14 protein-coding genes and 1 pseudogene are annotated in these 18,715 nt (G+C 70.7%); 4 read left to right on the forward strand and 11 right to left on the reverse strand.

Going from position 1 to position 18,715, the window contains the following annotated elements:
- Nucleotides 1-42: 42 nt before the first annotated feature.
- Nucleotides 43-2,268 carry a SpoIIE family protein phosphatase gene (locus tag ABT025_RS32480; protein ID WP_351002236.1) on the reverse strand — a complete coding sequence of 742 codons (2,226 nt, stop codon included), beginning with the start codon at nucleotides 2,266-2,268 and terminating at the stop codon, nucleotides 43-45.
- Nucleotides 2,269-2,494: 226 nt separating this feature from the next.
- On the opposite strand from ABT025_RS32480, the gene ABT025_RS32485 reads away from it, so the two are divergent.
- Entirely contained in the window at nucleotides 2,495-3,592 is a 1,098-nt protein-coding gene (locus tag ABT025_RS32485) for an enoyl-CoA hydratase/isomerase family protein (protein WP_351002237.1), read from the forward strand.
- Between the two features lie 154 nt (nucleotides 3,593-3,746).
- Here ABT025_RS32485 and ABT025_RS32490 read toward each other — a convergent pair whose 3' ends face one another.
- From ABT025_RS32490 to ABT025_RS32515, 6 genes are all read right to left on the reverse strand, one after another.
- Nucleotides 3,747-5,288, reverse strand: coding sequence for a rhamnulokinase (locus tag ABT025_RS32490; protein ID WP_351002238.1), 1,542 nt, complete (start codon nucleotides 5,286-5,288; stop codon nucleotides 3,747-3,749).
- Nucleotides 5,289-5,304: 16 nt separating this feature from the next.
- Nucleotides 5,305-7,350, reverse strand: a complete 2,046-nt coding sequence (locus tag ABT025_RS32495; protein WP_351002239.1) for a bifunctional aldolase/short-chain dehydrogenase — start codon at nucleotides 7,348-7,350, stop codon at nucleotides 5,305-5,307.
- A 63-nt stretch (nucleotides 7,351-7,413) separates the two neighbouring features.
- Nucleotides 7,414-8,580, reverse strand: coding sequence for an L-rhamnose isomerase (rhaI, locus tag ABT025_RS32500; RefSeq protein WP_351002240.1), 1,167 nt, complete (start codon nucleotides 8,578-8,580; stop codon nucleotides 7,414-7,416).
- A 337-nt stretch (nucleotides 8,581-8,917) separates the two neighbouring features.
- Nucleotides 8,918-9,145, reverse strand: coding sequence for a hypothetical protein (locus ABT025_RS32505; protein WP_351002241.1), 228 nt, complete (start codon nucleotides 9,143-9,145; stop codon nucleotides 8,918-8,920).
- An 88-nt stretch (nucleotides 9,146-9,233) separates the two neighbouring features.
- The gene (locus ABT025_RS32510) at nucleotides 9,234-9,725 is read right to left on the reverse strand and encodes a hypothetical protein (RefSeq protein WP_351002242.1); all 492 of its coding nucleotides are present in this window, start codon (nucleotides 9,723-9,725) and stop codon (nucleotides 9,234-9,236) included.
- A 60-nt stretch (nucleotides 9,726-9,785) separates the two neighbouring features.
- Nucleotides 9,786-11,156 (reverse strand): FAD-binding oxidoreductase, encoded by a 1,371-nt coding sequence (locus tag ABT025_RS32515; RefSeq protein WP_351002243.1) that lies wholly within the window; start codon nucleotides 11,154-11,156, stop codon nucleotides 9,786-9,788.
- 163 nt (nucleotides 11,157-11,319) lie between these two features.
- On the opposite strand from ABT025_RS32515, the gene ABT025_RS32520 reads away from it, so the two are divergent.
- Nucleotides 11,320-12,207 (forward strand): pentapeptide repeat-containing protein, encoded by an 888-nt coding sequence (locus ABT025_RS32520; RefSeq protein ID WP_502972079.1) that lies wholly within the window; start codon nucleotides 11,320-11,322, stop codon nucleotides 12,205-12,207.
- Nucleotides 12,208-12,222: 15 nt separating this feature from the next.
- Here ABT025_RS32520 and ABT025_RS32525 read toward each other — a convergent pair whose 3' ends face one another.
- Nucleotides 12,223-12,747 carry an SRPBCC family protein gene (locus tag ABT025_RS32525; protein WP_351002245.1) on the reverse strand — a complete coding sequence of 175 codons (525 nt, stop codon included), beginning with the start codon at nucleotides 12,745-12,747 and terminating at the stop codon, nucleotides 12,223-12,225.
- Nucleotides 12,748-12,973: 226 nt separating this feature from the next.
- On the opposite strand from ABT025_RS32525, the gene ABT025_RS32530 reads away from it, so the two are divergent.
- Nucleotides 12,974-14,338 (forward strand): radical SAM protein, encoded by a 1,365-nt coding sequence (locus ABT025_RS32530; protein ID WP_351002246.1) that lies wholly within the window; start codon nucleotides 12,974-12,976, stop codon nucleotides 14,336-14,338.
- 48 nt (nucleotides 14,339-14,386) lie between these two features.
- Here the strand turns inward: ABT025_RS32530 and ABT025_RS32535 are convergent, their stop codons facing one another.
- Nucleotides 14,387-15,829, reverse strand: a complete 1,443-nt coding sequence (locus ABT025_RS32535) for a hypothetical protein (RefSeq protein ID WP_351002247.1) — start codon at nucleotides 15,827-15,829, stop codon at nucleotides 14,387-14,389.
- 103 nt (nucleotides 15,830-15,932) lie between these two features.
- Nucleotides 15,933-16,826 carry a LysR family transcriptional regulator gene (locus tag ABT025_RS32540; RefSeq protein ID WP_351002248.1) on the reverse strand — a complete coding sequence of 298 codons (894 nt, stop codon included), beginning with the start codon at nucleotides 16,824-16,826 and terminating at the stop codon, nucleotides 15,933-15,935.
- A 115-nt stretch (nucleotides 16,827-16,941) separates the two neighbouring features.
- Between ABT025_RS32540 and ABT025_RS32545 the strand changes: the two genes are divergently transcribed.
- On the forward strand, nucleotides 16,942-17,826 hold the full coding sequence (locus tag ABT025_RS32545; protein WP_351002249.1) for an oxidoreductase: 885 nt from the start codon (nucleotides 16,942-16,944) through the stop codon (nucleotides 17,824-17,826).
- A 126-nt stretch (nucleotides 17,827-17,952) separates the two neighbouring features.
- Here the strand turns inward: ABT025_RS32545 and ABT025_RS32550 are convergent.
- A pseudogene (locus tag ABT025_RS32550) lies at nucleotides 17,953-18,624 on the reverse strand (NADPH-dependent F420 reductase); the annotation flags it as partial.
- Nucleotides 18,625-18,715 lie beyond the last annotated feature (91 nt).

Raw genomic sequence — 18,715 nt, forward strand, 5'->3', positions numbered from 1 at the left:
CCGTGTCCTGCGGGACACGGCACGCCCCTCGGTGCTGTCCGCTCAGCGCCTTCCGCCCGCGGATCCGGTACGTTCCGGACGGTCGTCGCCGGGAAGGTCCGAGCCGGCTCGGACGACAGGCGGTCCTGCGGGCTCGACGTCCTCCGCTGAGCCCTTGGGGGCCGGGGCTGACGCGGGCGGCGCAGCCGGACCGATCTCGCACCAGACGGCCTTGCCCTCGCCACGGGGCTCGATGCCCCAGCGGGTGGCGACGGCGTCCAGGAGCAGCAGCCCCCGGCCCGAGGTCGCGGTTTCGCCGGGTGTGCGGCGCCGGGGCCATGCGCTGGAGCGGTCCTGCACCGACAGCCGGACCCGGCGCACCGGTTCGGGAAGCACCTCCAGGGTGAGCACTGCGCCGCCCTCCGTGTGCAGCAGCACATTCACCAGCAGTTCACCGGTCACCAGCTCGGCGTCGTCCGCGAGTTCGGCCATGTCCCAGTCGGTGAGGGCCTGACGCACGATCGTCCGCGCGTCGGAGAGGCCCTCGGGATCGGCCTGGTGGATGTACTGATGCAACCGGGGCGCCCGTGGTGACCCCGGGTCGGGGCTGCGCCGAAGCACCAGCAACGCGACGTCGTCGCCCGAGCCCCAGCGCTCCCACAGCCGGTCCGACAGATGATCGGCCAGCGCTTCGGCACTCGCCGGTCCCGCGCTGACCTCGTTGATGAGCGTGTGCACCCCCGCGTCGATGTCGGCGCCCGGCTCCTCCACCAGCCCGTCGGTGTACAGGACGAGCGTCTCGCCCGGGACCAGATCCAGCCGGGTCTCCGGGAACTCTTCGTCGCCGAAGTCGGTGGCGATTCCCAGCGGGATGCCGCCGCGCACCTGCGGGGTGCCGACGCGGCCGTCCATGTGCCGGATCAGCGGACCGAAGTGGCCGGCCCGAACCACCCGTACGGTGCCGGTGCCCAGATCGACCTGGGCGTACGTGCAGGTGGCGAACCGGTCCGTGTCCAGCTCGGCGAGGAACCGTGAGGCCCGGGCCAGCACCGTCGAGGGCGGATGCCCCTCGGCCGCGTACGCACGAAGAGCGATGCGCAGCTGGCCCATGATCGCCGCCGCGTGCGTGTCGTGGCCCTGCACGTCACCGACCACGATGCCGAAGCGGTCCTTGGGGAGCGCGATCACGTCGTACCAGTCACCGCCGACCTGGCGGCCGCTCCACGCCGCGTGGTAACGGACGGCGATCTCGCCGCCCTCGATGTCCTGGATCCGGCGGGGCAGCATCGCGGACTGGAGCCCCGTGGCGAATTCGCGTTCCTCGTCGAAGAGAGTGGCCCGCTGGAGGGACTGGGCGACGATCGCGGCCAGCCCCAGGCACAGGTTGCGTTCGTCGGCGGTGAAGGCGGTGCGTTCGCGGTAGAAGAGTGCGAGCCCGCCCAGCGTGCGGGCCTGGGCGATGAGGGGCAGATAGGCCGCAGCCTGGAACTTGAGCTGTCCCACGAACGGCTCCAGCACCGGATAGCGCCGCGTGAGCGCGCTCAGCGAGCTCACGAACCGCGGCCGTTCGCTGAGGACGGTGTCGGCCAGGGGGAAGTCCCGGTCGAGCCGGCCCGAGCCCAGCTCGTCGACGACCTCCAGCGACTCGCCGCTCAGTGCGATGACGTTGAGTGTGGTGTTGTCCAGCAGGCCGAGCGCGAGCCCGTCGGCGCCCAGCCGTGCCAGTCCGCCCGGTCCGGTCAGCGCAGCCGTCACATCGTCCACGGTCACCGCGCGCGACAACGCACTGGTTGTTCGCTCAACTATGTCGGTCTGCCGTTGACGACGTTTTTCCAGTTCCAGCACGAAGGCCGAATGGGTGACTTCCGCCGTCGCGTCCCGCACCAGACCGATCACCCGGTGCGCCCGGCCGTCCGCGCTGCGCAGGATCCGTGCCTGGACATGGGTCCACTGATCGCTGTCGTCCTCGAGCGGAACCCGGAAGTGGATGCTGTAGGAGGCGCTCCCACCCTTGATGGCCTCGTCGATGGCCACATCGAGGCGGATGCGTTCCGTCGGCTCGAGCCGCTCCATGAGGGACTCGGGCCGTGAGTCGAACACGGCAGGATCCAGGCCGAAGACCAGCAGTCCCGCCTCGTCGATGTCCAGCGTCCGGGCGTCCAGGTCCCACTCGAAACTGCCGGTGCGGTTCAAGGCAAGCCGTTCCTCCGTCGCCGTCTCGCTGTTGTGAGTCTTCTCGACCAACAGACGGGGCGGGACGGGGAACGGTGGCCGGTCGTGATCGGTCATTCCTGCTCCGAGGATCGTCCGGCGGGGCTGCCGTACGGCGTGACTCAATTGTCTGGCGGGTTCGGTACGTCTGCCACAGCGGAAACCTCGTCGTACGGTGCTCCGGCCGGGGTCTCCGTTGTCGCCACCCCTCCTGCCGCACCTCCGGGCCGCCGCGCACAATGGGAGCGGAAGATCGTCCGCGACCGGCGGACGATATGGCACTGGGGCTGACCGGAGCGCACGCATGAAACACGAGGATTCCGTCCTGCTGCACACCGAGGGACGCCTCCGCCACATCATGCTGAACCGGCCGCGCGCCCTGAACGCCCTGAACCACGCGATGGTGCTGCAGATGGGGAAGGCGCTGGACGCGGCGGAGCGGGACGCCTCGGTCGTCGCCGTTCTGCTCACCGGTGCGGGGGAGCGGGGACTGTGCGCGGGCGGCGACATCCGCTCCATTCGCGACGACGCCCTGGCAGGCGGCGGGACCTCACTGGACTTCTGGCGTGACGAGTACCGGCTCAACGCCCGGATCGCCCGATTTCCCAAGCCGTACGTCGCCCTCATGGACGGCATCGTGATGGGCGGCGGGGTAGGTGTGTCGGCCCACGGCTCGCTCCGCATCGTCACGGAGCGCTCCCGCATCGCCATGCCCGAGACCGGCATCGGGTTCGTCCCGGACGTCGGCGGCACCTACCTGCTCGGCGCCGCCCCCGGCGAACTCGGTACACACCTGGCGCTCACCGGCGACGCGATCGGCGCGGACGACGCGCTCGCGTGCGGCCTCGCCGACCACTTCGTGCCCTCGGGGGACGTACCCGCCCTCATCGCCGCGCTCGACACGTGCACCACTCCCGAGGCCGTCGTCGGGACTGCGGAGCGTTTCGCGGGCACCGCCCCCAGTGGCGAGCTGACCGGACACCGCGACTGGATCGACGCCTGCTACGCGGCGGACACGGTCGAGGAGATCATCGAGCGCCTGGACGGCAGCGGGGTGCCCGCTGCGAAGCAGGCCATGACCACGATCCTGGCCAAGTCGCCCACGGCGCTCAAGGTGACGCTCGCGGCCATTCGCCGCGCGCGTCATCTCGACAGCCTGGAGGCAGTCCTGGACCAGGAGTTCCGCGTCTCGTCCGCCGCCTTCGCCTGGCCCGATCTGGTCGAGGGCGTGCGCGCCCAGATCGTGGACAAGGACCGGAACCCCCGATGGAGCCCGGCAGAACTCGAAGAGGTCACCGACGAGGAGGTGGCACGGCACTTCGCACCGCTGGGCGACGGCGAGCTCGGTCTCGGACGAGGTCTCGCTCCAGGCGTGGGTCCCGGCACAGCGGTGACCGGCTGAGCCGGCGGGACCGGCACCGCACAGGCGGGGCCCTTGCTGCGCAGGCCGGCACCTTGCTGCGCCGAGGGCTTCCGACCGCGCCGGGACCCGGCCGGGCAGCCGCCGGACTCCGCCGCGACAGCGGTCCGACGCCCACGGTCCCGGCCGGGCACGGTCAGGCCTGCCTTCCCTTCGGCCCGGCCGTCGCTCCCGCGTCCACGCAACCGGTCGAGGGCCCGAGCCGAGCCTCCGCGCGGTCCCAGGCCCGACGGCCCCCCTGCGGCTCGTACTGCCGCAGCTCCTGGGTACGGGCGACCAGCCGCCGCAGACCGGCGAGGTCACCCACCAGGCCATGGGCGCGGGCCTGGAGCAGGATGTTGCCGAGAGCCGTCGCCTCGGCGGGTCCCGCCGTCACCGGAAGGCCGCTCGCGTCGGCCGTCCACTGGCACAGCAGCTCGTTGCGCGAACCGCCGCCGACCAGGTGGATCCGTACCGGGTCGCGCCCGGCGAGTTCGGCTGCCCTGCGCAACGTCCTGCGGTGTGCCAGCGCCAGACTCTCCAGCACACAGCGCACGTATCCGCCTGGCGTCCGCGGCGGCATCTGCCCCGTCCGCAGCAGATACGCGTCGATCCGGGCCGGCATGTCACCCGGCGCGAGGAACGACGCGTCATCCGGGTCGATCACCGCGGCGAACGGCTCCGACGCGGCAGCGTCGGCAAGCAGACCCGCCAGGCCGAGGGACATGCCCGCGCGGTCCCACACCCTGCGGCACTCCTCCAGCAGCCACATCCCCATGATGTTGCGGAGATAGCGGACGGTGCCGTCCACTCCGCGCTCATTGGTGAAGTTCGCCTCCCGGGACTCCTCGGAGAGCACCGGAGCATCCAGTTCCAGCCCGGCCAGCGACCAGGTGCCGCACGAGATGTACGCGAAATCCGCTTCCGTGGCCGGGACCGCCGCGACCGCCGACGCCGTGTCGTGCGAGGCGACCGTCGTCACCGGAGTGCCCGCAGGCAGACCGGTGAAATCGGCGACGTGCGGCAGCAGCGTCCCCGCCGGATCGCCCGGCTCGCGCAGCGGCGGGAAGAGTGACCGATCCAGCCCCAACTGCTGGATCAACGCATGGGACCAGTCACCGCTGCGTGCGTCGAGCAGACCGGTCGTGGACGCGTTCGTGCTCTCCGCGCCCACCGAACCGGTCAGCCAGTGCACCAGCAGGTCCGGCATGAGCAGCAGAGTCCGGGCCGCTCCCCACTGGGCCGTCGTCCGGTGTGCCAGGAGCTGGAACACCGTGTTGAACGGCAGGTGCTGCAATCCGCTGACCGCGTACAGCTCCCGCACACCGCACCCGTCCGGCAGGCGCTCCGACGCGCGGCCGTTGCGCTCGTCCCGGTAGTGGAACGGCAGTCCCAGCAGAGCGCCGTCAGCATCCAGCAGCCCATAGTCCACCGCCCAGGTGTCGACGCCTACGGAGGCGACCGGACCCGAGCGCCCTGCGGCCCGAAGCCCGTCCAGCATGCCCTGGTACAGGGCCAGTACGTCCCAGCGCAGGCCGTCCGGCAGGCGCACCGGTGTGTTGGCGAACCGGTGCGCCTCGTTCAGTTCGAGCGTCCCCGGCCCGACCCGGCCGGTGATCACCCGGCCGCTGGTCGCGCCGAGGTCCACGGCGGCGAATACGGCTTCGCCGGACGCGGTGTCGATGGAGTTCACAGCCATGGGGATCGTGTCCCGGTCATCGCAGGAAGGCGGCAGCCACGCCGGCGTCGACCGGAATGTGCAGACCGGTGGTGTGGGTGAGGTCGCCGCCGGTCAGAGCGAACACGGCGTTGGCGACGTGTTCGGGCAGCACCTCGCGCTTGAGCAGCGTCCGCTGGGCGTAGAACTCACCGAGCTTCTCCTCCTCGATGCCGTACGTCGCCGCCCGCTGCGCGCCCCAGCCCGCGGCGAAGATCCCCGAACCCCGCACCACGCCGTCCGGGTTGATGCCGTTGACGCGGATGCCGTGCTCGCCGAGCTCGGCTGCCAGCAGCCGTACCTGATGGGCCTGGTCGGCCTTGGTCGCCGAGTACGCGATGTTGTTGGGTCCGGCGAACACGGCGTTCTTGGAAGCGATGTAGATGATGTCTCCGCCGAGGTCCTGCGCCTGCATGACCCGGGCTGCCTCGCGCGCCACCAGGAACGACCCGCGCGCCATGATGTCGTGCTGAAGATCCCAGTCACGCGCCGTCGTCTCCAGCAGGGGCTTGGAGATGGAGATGCCCGCGTTGTTCACGACGAGGTCCACCCCGCCGAACGCCAGCACGGCGGCTGCGAACGCCTCCGCGATCTGCTCCTCGCTCGTGACATCGACGGTGACGGCCACGGCCCGGTCCGGTCCGCCGAGGTCCTCCGCGACCGCGGCCGCGTTCTCGGCGTTCAGGTCCGCCACGACCACACAGGCACCCTCGGCCACCAGCCGGTGTGCGATGGCGCGCCCGATCCCCGAACCCGCCCCGGTCACCAGAGCGACCCGGGTGGCCAGCGGCTTCGCCTTCGGCATCCGGCGCAGCTTGGCCTCCTCCAGCTCCCAGTACTCGATCCGGAACTTCTCGGACTCCTCGATCGGCGCATACGTGGAGACGGCCTCGGCGCCACGCATCACATTGATGGCGTTGAGGTAGAACTCCCCTGCGACGCGGGCCGTCTGCTTGTCCTTGCCGAAGGAGAACATCCCCACTCCGGGCACCAGCACGATCGCGGGGTCCGCGCCACGCATGGCGGGTGAGCCGGGGACGGCGTGCCGCTCGTAGTACGCGCGATACGCCTCGCGGTATTCACCGTGCAGCGCCTTCAGCCGTTCCACGGCGTCCACGACGGGTGCGTCCGCGGGAAGGTCGAGCACAAGTGGGCTGACCTTCGTACGGAGGAAGTGATCCGGGCAGGAGGTGCCCAGGGCGGCGAGTCGCGGATGCTCGGTCCGGGAGAGGAAGTCCAGCACCGGTTCGGCGTCGGTGAAGTGGCCGACCACGGGGCGGTCGGTGGACGCCAGTCCGCGGATCACCGGGGCGAGCGCCGCCGCCCGCTCCCGGCGCTCCTGCCCGGAGAGCGCTGACCGGCCGGGGAGCACGGCTCCGAACGGCTCGGGCCGGCCGTGTTCCTGGAGGAAGGTCTCGGCCGTACGGATCATCCACAGGGCGTTCCGCTCGCACTCGTCCGAGGTCTCGCCCCAGGCGGTGATTCCGTGACCGCCCAGGACGACGCCGACGGCCTGCGGGTTGGCCTCCTTGACGGCGGCGATGTCCAGCCCGAGCTGGAAGCCCGGCCGGCGCCAGCCCACCCAGGCCACCTTGTCACCGAAGCATTCAGCGGTCAGCTTCTCCCCGTCGGCCGCGCACGCCAGGGCGATCCCCGAATCCGGATGCAGGTGGTCGACGTGCGCCGCCTCGACCAGGGCGTGCATGGCGGTGTCGATCGACGGTGCGGCGCCGCCCCTGCCGTGCAGGCAGTAGTCGAAGGCCGCCACCATCTCGTCCTCGCGCTCCACTCCCGGGTACACGTCCTTGAGGGCGCGGACCCGGTCCAGGCGCAGCACGGCGAGGCCCTCCTCCGCGAGGGTGCCGAGGTCACCCCCGGAGCCCTTGACCCAGAGGAGTTCGGTCTCGCCGCCGCTGACCGGGTCGGCGCCGGAGGCCTTCACGGAGGTGTTGCCGCCTGCGTAGTTGGTGTTGCGGGGGTCGGATCCGATCCGGTGCGCGCGCTCCAGGAGCGCGGCGACTTCGGCGTGCGTCGGGGACGTCATGACAATTCCTTCGGGACGAGAAGTGCGTGGTCGACGGACAGCGGCGTACGGGCGCGACCGGGGTCAGGCGCCCCAGCCGGCCTGGGTGCCGCCGACCCGGTCGGCGGCGATGCGCTCCTGGTTGCCGGAGGCGAGGTAGGCGGCGAACGGGTCGCCTGCCAGGCCCTGTTCCTCCCGCACCTCGGCCAGCAGCGGCCGGACGTCGGTGTTGTAGGCGTCCATCAGCACGGCGTTCGATGCGAGCACGTCACCCGACGTCTGCGCGACGACGAGCGCGGCCGTGTCGACCAGCAGTGCCTTGGCGGTGGCCTCCTGCACATTGGAGACCGACCGGATCACCGCAGGGATCTTCGCCTCGATGTTGTGGCACTGGTCGAGCATGAAGTTGACGTTGGTCTCGGAGCGGAGACCGCCGTTCTTGACGACCTCGTGCATGATCCGGAAGAGCTGGAAGGGGTCGGCGGCCCCGACCATCAGATCGTCGTCGGCGTAGAAGCGGGAGTTGAAGTCGAAGGCGCCGAGCCGCCCTTCCCGGAGCAGCAGGGCCACGATGAACTCGATGTTCGTACCGGGGGCGTGGTGCCCGGTGTCCACGACGACCTGGGCCTTCGGGCCGAGCTTGAGGCAGTGTGCGTACGCCGTGCCCCAGTCCGGCACGTCCGTCGTGTAGAAGGCCGGCTCGAAGAGCTTGTACTCCAGAAGCATCCGCTGGTCGTCGCCGAGACGCTCGTACACCTCTGCCAGTGCCTCGCTCAGCCGGTCCTGACGGGCAACGATGTCATCCTGCCCCGGGTAGTTCGTGCCGTCGGAGAACCACAGCTTGAGATCGGGTGACCCCGTCTCGTCCATGACGTCGACGCACTCCAGCAGATGGTCCGTCGCCTTGCGCCGTACAGCCGCGTCCGGGTGGGTGACCGAGCCCAGCTTGTAGTCGTCGTCCTGGAAGACATTGGAGTTGATGGCGCCGATCCGCAGCCCGAGCCCCTCGGCGTGCCGGGTCAGGGCGGCGTAGTCCGCGACCTTGTCCCAGGGGATGTGCAACGACACCTTCGGGGCCACGCCGGTGAAAGCGTGCACCTGCGCGGCGTCCTCCATCTTCTCGAACGGGTCGCGTGGCACCCCCGGCTGCGCGAACACCTTGAACCGGGTCCCGGAATTGCCGTAGCCCCACGACGGGGTCTCGATCACCTGGGACTTCAGGACTGCCTTGACGGCCGACACATCAGACATGAACACCTCGTAAGCAGAGTCATCCGACGACCGTGATCGTCAGAATGAAGTGAATCGTTTCATCCGAACGTACGCTAGGTATGGCGACGCTCACTAGTCAAGCGGTCAGGTGCTCTTCATCCAGGATGGAACGGGGTTGAATCAATTCACCACGGATCGGGGCGTCCCGGCCGAAGACGGGCCCTGCCCGCCCCGGGGACCAGGGGTGGGGCGGGCCCGTCGAAGTGCGGTGGACGGCTTCCCGGAAGCCTGCGAGGCGGCCGCTGCGCGCCTGCCGCGACGAGGGGCGGTCGCGGGGGACCGGCCTGCCGTGCGGCCGTGTTCCGGTCGGCGCGGTTCAGTGCCCGCTGTCCGACATGCTGGGCTGGAGCGAGCGTACGAGGTCGAAGAAACGGGATTCATTGCCCGAGAGTCCCGCCCGCCGCAGTGCGCCGTCCGCCTCCTCGATCGGTGAGGCGAGCAACGGCATGTAGAGCGGGGCGTCGTCCGGATCGGAGAGCGCCGCCCGCGTCGCCTCCAGTAAACGGACGTACGCCTGCGCCGCGGCGAGTTCGTCATTGCGCATCTCAGCATCTCCAGGTCAGAGGTGTCGGACCCACAAGCATCCCTCATGGGTCCGACAACGTCCCTCGGCGACGGCAGCGGCACGCCTCCTATCGACTGTCCGGCCGAGCCGTACCCGCCGGGGGTTCGACCTCCAGGAACCGGCGGCGGCGCGGCCCGCGGTACAGCAGGGCGGTCCAGCCCAACTCCCGCAGTACCGCAGCACACCGGGTCAGCTCGCCCTCCTCCTCGTGTGCCGCGCCACTGCCCGGCGGACCGAGCCACTCGACCCGTACGGTGCCCGGTGAGTCGCCCGCCACCACCCGGAAGCCCGTCGCCGTGCGCCGGCCCGACGCGTCAACGGCGGACGCGGACAGACCCGATGCCTCCAGGGCCAGGGCAACGGCCCGTACCGTCCTGTGCAGTTCCCACGCCGCGGGAACCGCCTCGGGCTCGGAGTGCCCGGTGTTCGTCAGGCGCCGGATCTGCAGCATCCCGGCGAAAGCGGTGCCCACCGAGGCGGCCCGCTGCTCGGCCGGCGCCGAGGACGGCGGGCCGTCCCCGGTCGCGGGTTCGAAACCGGTCTCTTCCTCGGCGCTCATCCGACTCCTCTTCACCGTGCCGCAGAGGTGCCAGTGTGCGCCGCCCCACTGACAACCGGGTCAGGCGCTCCCGAGCACCTTGCCCGGGTTGAGGATGCCGTGCGGATCGAGCGCCGCCTTCACCGCGTGGTGCATCCCGATCACGGCCGGGCCCAGTTCCTTGTTCATGCCGCGCATCTTCAGCAGCCCCACCCCGTGTTCACCCGTGACCGTGCCGCCGAGCGCGATCGCGTCGTCCAGGATGTCCTCGAACGCGAGCTGGGCACGTGCGCGTGCGGCTTCGTCCCCGGGCGGCGTGATGATCAGCGGATGGAGGTTGCCGTCTCCCGCGTGCGCGATGTTGGCCACGAGGATGTCGTGCCTGGCCGCCGTCCGCTCGATCCGGGCCAGCATCTCCGGCACCGCGGTACGGGGCACGCAGACGTCCTCGGTCAGCACCGGACCGAGTCGCTCCAGCGCCGGATAGGCCAGCCGCCGGGCCTGGAACAGCGCGTCCGCCTCCTGCTGGTCCGTGGAGACCGCGGCCCAGGTGGCCCCGGCGCGGTCGAAGCAGTCACGCACCAGTTCGGCCTCGGCGTCACCCTCGGCGCCGGGGGTGTCGACGCGACCGAGCAGCACCACGTCGGCGTCCGCGGAGAGACCCATCTTCTTCCAGGCGTCGACCGCGGCCAGACAGTGGCGGTCGACGAGTTCGAGCGCTGAGGGGATGACACCGGACGCGGTCACGGCGCTCACCGCCTCACCGGCGGCGACGACGGACGAGAAGTACCCCGCCACCGTCCGCTCCTGGAGCCGCGCCGGTCGCAGTCGTACCGTGATCTCCGTGATGACTCCGAGTGTGCCCTCGGAACCCACCATCAGTCCGGCCAGGTCGTACCCCGCCACGCCCTTCGCGGTCCTGCGCCCGAGCGAGACGACTTCGCCGAGTCCGGTGACGACCTCCAGACCCAGCACGTAGTCGCGCGTCACGCCGTACTTGACGCAGCACATGCCCCCGGCGTTGGTCGCGACGTTCCCGCCGATGGTGGACCAGGGCGAGCTGGCCGGATCCGGCGGGTACCACAGCCCGTGCTCAGCGCTCGCCGCGCGCAGATCGTCGTTGACCACACCGGGCTGGACGACGGCCAGCCGCTCCGCGCCGTCGATGGTGACGATGCGGTTCATGTCCTCGAAGGAGAGGACGATCGCACCGTCGACGGCGTTCGCGCCCCCGGACAGCCCGGTGCCCGCACCGCGCGGAACCAACGGGATGCGATGGGTGATGCAGTGGCGCACGACGTCCCGCACCTCTTCGGTGTTCTGCGGGCGCACCACGGCCAGTGGAGTCCCGTACGGGGCCCACTCGGCCTCGTCGTGCTGGTACCGGGTCAGGCCCGCCGGATCGGTCAGCACCCGCTGGGCCGGAATGCTGTCGACTGGTGCGTTCGCCACGATGGTGGCCACCTCCCAAAAGATGTATTACCCATCATTATGGTCCGCGGTGTCGCCGGGCGGCATGGGCGGTCCCGGTCCGGGGCAGCCGGGCGCCGGGGCGCCGTCCGGTGCGGGAACCTCGTGGCAGGGGCACGCCGAAACTCGGTAGGCTCGACCGCTCATGGACCACGCACACCGAAGGACCCCACGTACCGTGCCCGACAACGACCGAGTCCCCGGCGCCGACCGTGCGGAGGGCGCCGGCCGTGCCGCTCTGCGCGCCGACTGCGGGAACTGCTCCGGACTGTGCTGCGTCGCGCTGACCCTCACCCGGTCAGCGGACTTCGCCATCAACAAGGACGCCGGCAAACCCTGCCGCAACCTGCAGGACGACTTCCGCTGCGGCATCCACACCCGGCTGCGCACCGAGGGCTTCGCCGGCTGCACCGTGTACGACTGCTTCGGGGCGGGCCAGAAGGTGTCGGGGGAGACCTTCGGCGGCCGGGACTGGCGTACGGCACCGGAGAGCGCCCAGCAGATGTTCCAGGTCTTCCCGGTCATGCGACAGCTCCACGAACTCCTCTGGTACCTCACGGAGGCGGCGACCCTGGCACCGGCGCGCTCCCTCCACGGCGAGATCCGGAGCACCCTGGAGGCGACCGAACGCCTCACCCACCTCGATGCCGACGCCTACGCCGGCCTGGACGTGGCAGCGCACCGGGACGAGGTCGCCGGCCTGCTGGCGCGCACCAGCGAACTCGTGCGCGCCAGCGCGCCCCGCAAGAAGAAGCGCAGCCACCGCGGAGCGGATCTGATCGCCGCCCGTCTCGGGGGAGCCGATCTGCGTGGCGCCGATCTGCGCGGCGCCTACCTCATCGCGGCGGACCTCTCCGGCGCCGACCTGCGCCTCGCCGATCTCATCGGTGCCGACTTCCGGGACGCGGACCTGTCGGGCGCCGACCTGACCGGTGCGCTCTTCCTGACGCAGTCCCAGCTCAACGCCGCCAAGGGGGACGGCAACACCCGGCTTCCTCCCTCGCTCGTGCGCCCCGCGCACTGGGTGGGGTGAGGGACCGCCATCGCGTCATGCCCGGGGGGCCTCGTCGTCCACCGGTGCCTCCAGCGCAGCCTTCAGGCGCTGGAGCGTGGTGCGGATGTTGCCTCGCTGGAACTCGGCGAAGGTGTGCCCCCGGGTCGCCGCCCGGTCGAAGGCGTTGGCCAAGAAGTCGGGCCAGGCGCGGCGGTCGTCGGTCCAGATCTCGGTGACCCTGGTGCCGCCGTCCACGGCCTCGAAGCGGTACTCCCAGGTGGCTATCGCTCCCGGCAGCCGCGGCCGCCCGGCCCCGATGGCGTGGACGCGGAAGGCGAACCGTTCACCCGGATCGGCCGCCGTCACCGTGCACCGGGTGGTCCAGCGCATGGCCCCACGCTTGTTGCGGCCCTCGAAGACCATCCCGACGTACGTGCCCCGAGGCTCGCCGAGCACCTTCGCGCCCCTGTTCTCCGGACTCCAGCTCCCCATCGCCGTGGGGTCGCTCAACCGCTCGTACACGAACGAGGGTTCGGCGAGAACCACGATGCTGTCAGACACGGACATGGTGCGGGGCATGAGGCACTTCCGTTCCGCGGCCGACGGCGGCAACCACCGGGGCGTCGGAACGGCCGCACGGCCGACGGGCCCCCGGGCCCCACACCCTACTCACCGGTCACATGGGTTTCCGCGGTGGGTTCCGGCCGTTCCGTCGGGCCGGAGCGCGAACGCTTCACGGCTCCGGTTCGTTGGACAGGACGGCTTGCCCGCATCACCTTCGACGACCGGATCCAGGAGCCCGCACATGCTCAGCCGTACCGAACCCGGAAGTACCGACACGAGCCGCACCCGACTGATCGAGCGGCTCATGGAGCAGTTCCCGCACGTACCGCGGGAGGCCGTCATCAAGGAGGACCTGCTGCGCGGCGGCCTGGCCTTCGACGAGTCCGCGCTCAGCGACAACGAGGACGGTGACGTCAAGCCCAAGTCGTACTTCATCTTCTCCTTCGACCACAGCACCCTTCCCGAGCTCGGCGCGGCCGCGCTGCGCCGGCCGCCCGAGGAGATCGTCCTCACCGGCGGCCCGTACGAACTGCGGCGCACCGTCGTCTCGGTGCGGGTCAATCCGACGTCCCCCTACCGCGTGGCGGCCGACGACGACGGTGTGCTCGGCCTGTACCTCGACGGCCGGCGGATCTCCGACGTCGGTCTGCCTCCGATGCCGGACTACTACCGCCACACGCTCGGCAACGGCAAGTCGGTCATGGAGGTCGCGCCCACCATCCAGTGGGGATACCTGGTCTACCTCACGGTCTTCCGCGTCTGCCAGTACTTCGGCGCGAAGGAGGAGTGCCAGTACTGCGACATCAACCACAACTGGCGCCAGCACAAGGCGGCGGGACGCCCGTACACCGGAGTGAAGCCCGTGGAGGAGGTCCTGGAGGCACTGGCCATCATCGACCGGTACGACACGGCGAAGACCTCCACGGCCTACACCCTCACCGGCGGCGCCATCACCTCCCACATCGGCGGACGCGACGAGGCCGACTTCTACGGCCAGTACGCCAAGGCCATCGAGGAACGCTTCCCCGGCCGCTGGATCGGCAAGGTCGTGGCCCAGGCCCTGCCCAAGTCCGATGTCCAGCGCTTCCACGACTACGGCGTGCAGATCTACCACCCCAACTACGAGGTGTGGGACCGTCGGCTGTTCGAGCTCTACTGCCCCGGCAAGGAACGCTACGTCGGCCGCGACGAATGGCACCGCCGCATCCTGGACTCCGCCGACGTCTTCGGCGCCCGCAACGTCATCCCCAACTTCGTCGCGGGTGTGGAGATGGCCGAGCCGTTCGGCTTCACCACGGTGAAGGAGGCGATCGACTCCACCACCGAAGGCCTGCGGTTCTTCATGTCGCACGGCATCACCCCGCGCTTCACCACCTGGTGCCCCGAACCGACGACACCGCTCGGCAGGACCAACCCGGACGGTGCGCCGCTGGAGTACCACATCCGGCTGCTGGAGGCGTACCGCGCGACGATGGAGGAGTACGGGCTCAGCTCGCCTCCCGGCTACGGTCCGCCCGGCCCCGGTCAGGCGGTGTTCTCCGTCAGCTCGTTCATGGACAGCCTGCCGGCCCGTCAGGAGGGCCCGGCCCAGGACCTGTCTCTTTGATGCCCCGATTGGCCGGACCTGGCGGAGCCGGTGCCTTCCGGAGAGGCGCTACGCCATCTCCGGCACGGTGTCCAGGACCACCCTCGCCAGTGCGCTCATCCGGGGCAGGCGGAGGTCGAGGACCGGAGTCGGGTTCGCGACGCCGTGGGCGGCCAGCAGGTTCATCAGGGACCAGATCACGTCAGGGCGTCCCGTCAGGGGGAGTTCCCGGCCGTCGGGCGCGATGACCCCGGCCGCGGTGGTGCCGGCGAGGAGGTTGGTGCGGGCCCAGTCGACGGCGTACGACCCGTCGTCCGGGTGGGCCACGAGGACGACCTCCCTGGTGCGGTGCAGGACGGCGAGATAGTTCATCGGCACGGTGAGCCGGCGGGCGGCGTCGAACCGCGGTGTGCCGTCCGCCGGCTGGATGCGCATGACCGTGTCGAGGACCGGGCCGTGGTTCTGGAATGTGTACGTGGCGTGCATCTCCAGGAACCGGGCACGGACCAGGGCGCCACCACGGCGCGACCACCGCCGGCCGACATGACCGAACGCCGCCCGCTCGCCCGGGAGGCTGTCCACGAGCCACCGGGATTCCTCACCCGGTTCGGTCACCGGTGCCCGTGCCTCGGGGAAGGCGCGGTCCCGCTCGGCCACGGCCGTGTACCGCGCCGCCGTCGGTGCGTCCAGGTGTCGCAGATCGACCGTGTCACCGGTCATCGCGATGCCTCCCGCCGACCGCGAGATCCGCATCTGGCGCAGCAGCCGGTCCGGTCGCCGGGTCGCATCGCTCAGCCGGCCTTCGAGGTCGACCACCCGACAGGTCCGTGTGCCGGCCAACAGGGCACTCCCCGGCCACAGCGGGGTCACCTTCGCGCGAGTCCGTGGACCGTCCGGCTCGACGAGGACGGCCAGGCGGCCGGCCGTCACGGCCGAGAGGCAGACGGACGGAACCCGCCAGTCGTCCGTCAGCTCGAACCCGGCGGAATCGGCGGTCCCTTTGGTCCCTTCGGCCTCACCGGCCTCACCGGCCTCACCGGCCTCACCGGCCTCACCGGCCTCACGGGCCTCGTGCACCCGCAGCTTCAGGCGTACCAGCGGTGTGAACTCGTCAGGAGTGTGGTCGTCCCCGTACGTCGTGAAGCCCGCGCCGCCCTCGGGGCCGTACTGCGCGAGGGACGCCTCCAGAACGTCCGCCCGGACCAGCCGCGCCCCGGGAGACCCCTTCGGGGACCGGGGCGCCCACACCACGAAGGTCTCCTCCCCGTAGGAGAAGCCCTCCTCCTTCACAAGGTCCCGGCGCGTGATCCGGGGATGCTGATTCCGTGCGTACCTGTGAGCCGTGGCAACGATCAGGACCGAGCCGGCCAGCGCGAAGACGAGCGCTGTCCAGGCCCAGTCCTCCCCCTCGCTCCAGGCGGTGTACGCCACCACGAAGGCCACCGGGACCGGAAGGCAGCAGAGCGTGGCGAACGCCAGATATCCGAACATCGCACCGGTATAGCCCCGCATGGCCCCGCCTCGACTCGTCCCCGTACCCCGAACCACGAGTCGTGGTGCGGGGGCAACCGCCCTGCCCCGCCGTTCCGGAGGCGCCGGCCTCGTGCCACGTCATTCACCCGTCGGCCCGGTGGGCGGCCAGTTCCCGCACCACACCGGCGAAACCCCTGACCAGTTCGTTGTCCGTGCCGGCCGCCCAGGCGAGCACCACGCGCAGCGGCTCCACGTCCGTCAGCGGAACCCAGGAGAGATCAGGCCGTGCGTAGTACCGCGCCATGCTCAGGGGAGCGAAGCAGATCGCGGCGCCCTCCGCCACCTGTTCCAGCATCTCCTCGACGTTGTCGTTGGTCGGACCCCATCGTGGACTCGAGCCGTCCGGGCGGGGATTGACGGCCCACCAGTCCACCCACTCCCGAGGAGCCCGCTCCGTCCACAGCAACGGCTCGTCCCCGACCTCGAGCACCGAGACACCGGATCGGGACGCGAGCGCGTGGCCGGCCGGCAGACCCACGACCCGCGGCTCGGTGTGCACCGGCTCACTGTGCAGGCCGGTGAGATCGTTGGGCAGCCAGACGAAGGCTACGTCGGTCAGACCGTCCCGGAGCGCGGCGGCCTCCTGCCCCCAGTCGTAGCGTCTGGGCACCACCCGGACGCCGGGGTGGCGCCGGGAGAACTCCGCCCGTGCCCGGGTGGTCAGTTCGCCCGCGCCACTCGCCTCGAAACCCACCCGCAGTACGCCGGTCTCCGCTCGGGTGTGCCGCTCGGCGGCAGCCGTCACGCGCTCGGACTGACGCACCGTGAGCAGTGCCTCGGAGATCACGTCGCGGCCCGCTGCGGTGGCCGAAACGCCACCGGCGTGACGGTCGAAGAGCCGCACCCCCAGCTCGGACTCGAGGCTCTTGAGCGCGTACGACAGGGCCGGCTGACTGACGAACAGCCGCCTGGCGGCCCGTCCCAGGTTCTCCTCTTCGGCGATCACGGTGAGGTAGTGCAGCTGACGCAGCTCCATGCAGCGATCATAAAGCGCGCTTATAGATCCGACGAGTCTCTGTCTTGGACCGCCACGGGAGCCGGATGACATAACTGACTCACCGCAACACCACTGTGGATCACAGGAGTTGGATATGAGCACCGCACATGAAGCACACGAGGCGGCAGCCGCCCGCGACCATGCGCCGGGCCGCGTCTGGCTGATCACGGGGGCCTCCTCCGGCTTCGGACGTGCCATCGCCACAGCAGCTCTCGCGGCCGGGGACACCGTCGTTGCCACGGCCCGAAGGCCGGAGACGCTCGACGACCTGGTGGCCGCACATCCCGGCCGGGCCGTCGCCGTACAGCTGGACGTCACCGACACGGCGCGCATCGCCGATGTCGTCGCGGACACCGTGCTCTGGTACGGCCGGATGGACGTGGTGGTCAACAACGCGGGGATGGGGCTGGTCGGCGCGGTCGAGGAGACGAGCGACCGCGAGCTGCGCGCGCTCATGGACCTGCACTTCTTCGGGCCCGCTGCGCTGGTGCGGGCCGTGCTGCCGCACATGCGGCGCAACGGTTCGGGTGCCGTGGTCCAGATGAGCAGCATGGGGGGCCGGTTCACGTTCCCCGGCGTCGGCGCCTATTCGGCGACGAAGTTCGCCCTGGAAGGCCTGTCGGAGGCGCTGGCGGCCGAGGTGGCCCCGCACGGGATCAAGGTGCTGATCGTGGAGCCCGGATCCTTCCGCACGGGCTTCGCCGGCGGCGGCGCCCTGCGTCAGGCCGCGGCCCTTCCGGCCTATGAGGAGACGGTGGGGCCGGTCCGCAGCAACCTGCCGGGTTCCGACGGGAAGCAGGAGGGCGACCCGGACAAGGCCGCGGCCGCCATCCTGACCGCGCTTGCCGCCCAGCACACACCGCTGCGGCTGCCGCTCGGAAATGACGCGACGGACGCGGTCCTCGCAAGCCTCGACGCCTCCCGCGCCGAAGTGCTGGCCTGGGAGAAGGTCAGCCGCAGCACCGGCTTCGACGACTGACGACGCGGCGGGTGCGGCGGTGCGTGCGCTCTGCTGACGCTGCGGGTGGGAAAGGGGCTGAGCCCTGCTGACGCTGCGGGTGCGACGAGGCCTGCACCCCGTCGCACCCGCGCGTCACACCGGATCTCAGGCCCGCCACTCGGCGGTCCGCTCGGCGGAGGCCGTGGCCAGGGCCTTCTCGATCGCCGCGACGTCGCCTCGGTTGCCGTACACCGGCGTGCCCGGCTGCTGGCGCCACGACTCGTCGAGCCCGCCGGCGTCCACGGTGTCGAAGCCCAGCTCGTCGATCAGGTCGCGGACCACCTGCTTCGCCGCGGCGTCGTCCCCGGCCACCGGCAGCGCCTGGCGGTGCGCGCCGCCCTTCGGCAGGCCGTTGGACAGAATGTCCTCCGCGTACGTCCCGTTGAACGCCTTGATGACCGGGTGACCGATCTGCCTCTGCGTCCACAGGCTTTCGGGCAGTCCGTCCTCGATCGCCGCGATGCGGCCGTCGCGCTCGCGCGGGTAGTAGTTACCGGTGTCGATGACCGCGACGCCCTCCGCGGCCCCGTCGAGGAGGCCTCCGGGCAGAGCCGGGACGGCCTTGAGCGGGACAGTGACGACCACGACCTGCGCGCCCTTCGCGGCCTCGGCGGCGGTCACGGCGGTCGCGCCGGTCTCCTCCACGAGCGCGGTGAGCGTCTGCGGACCTCGCGAGTTGGCGACGGACACCTCATGCCCGAGCGAGGTGAGGCGCCTGGTGAGGTTGCCGCCGATATTCCCTGCCCCGATGATGCCGATCTTCATGGATGTGACCTTCCGATGGTGCGTTCGGTACGTGAATAGGCTCTCGCCGGTTCACCAACTCCGCCCTCCCGGAAGCTATTCCGTGCGGCGGCACATTGATTTA

Origin of the sequence: Streptomyces sp. NPDC002809 (genome assembly GCF_040295435.1) — a bacterium.
Taxonomy (GTDB): Bacteria; Actinomycetota; Actinomycetes; order Streptomycetales; family Streptomycetaceae; genus Streptomyces.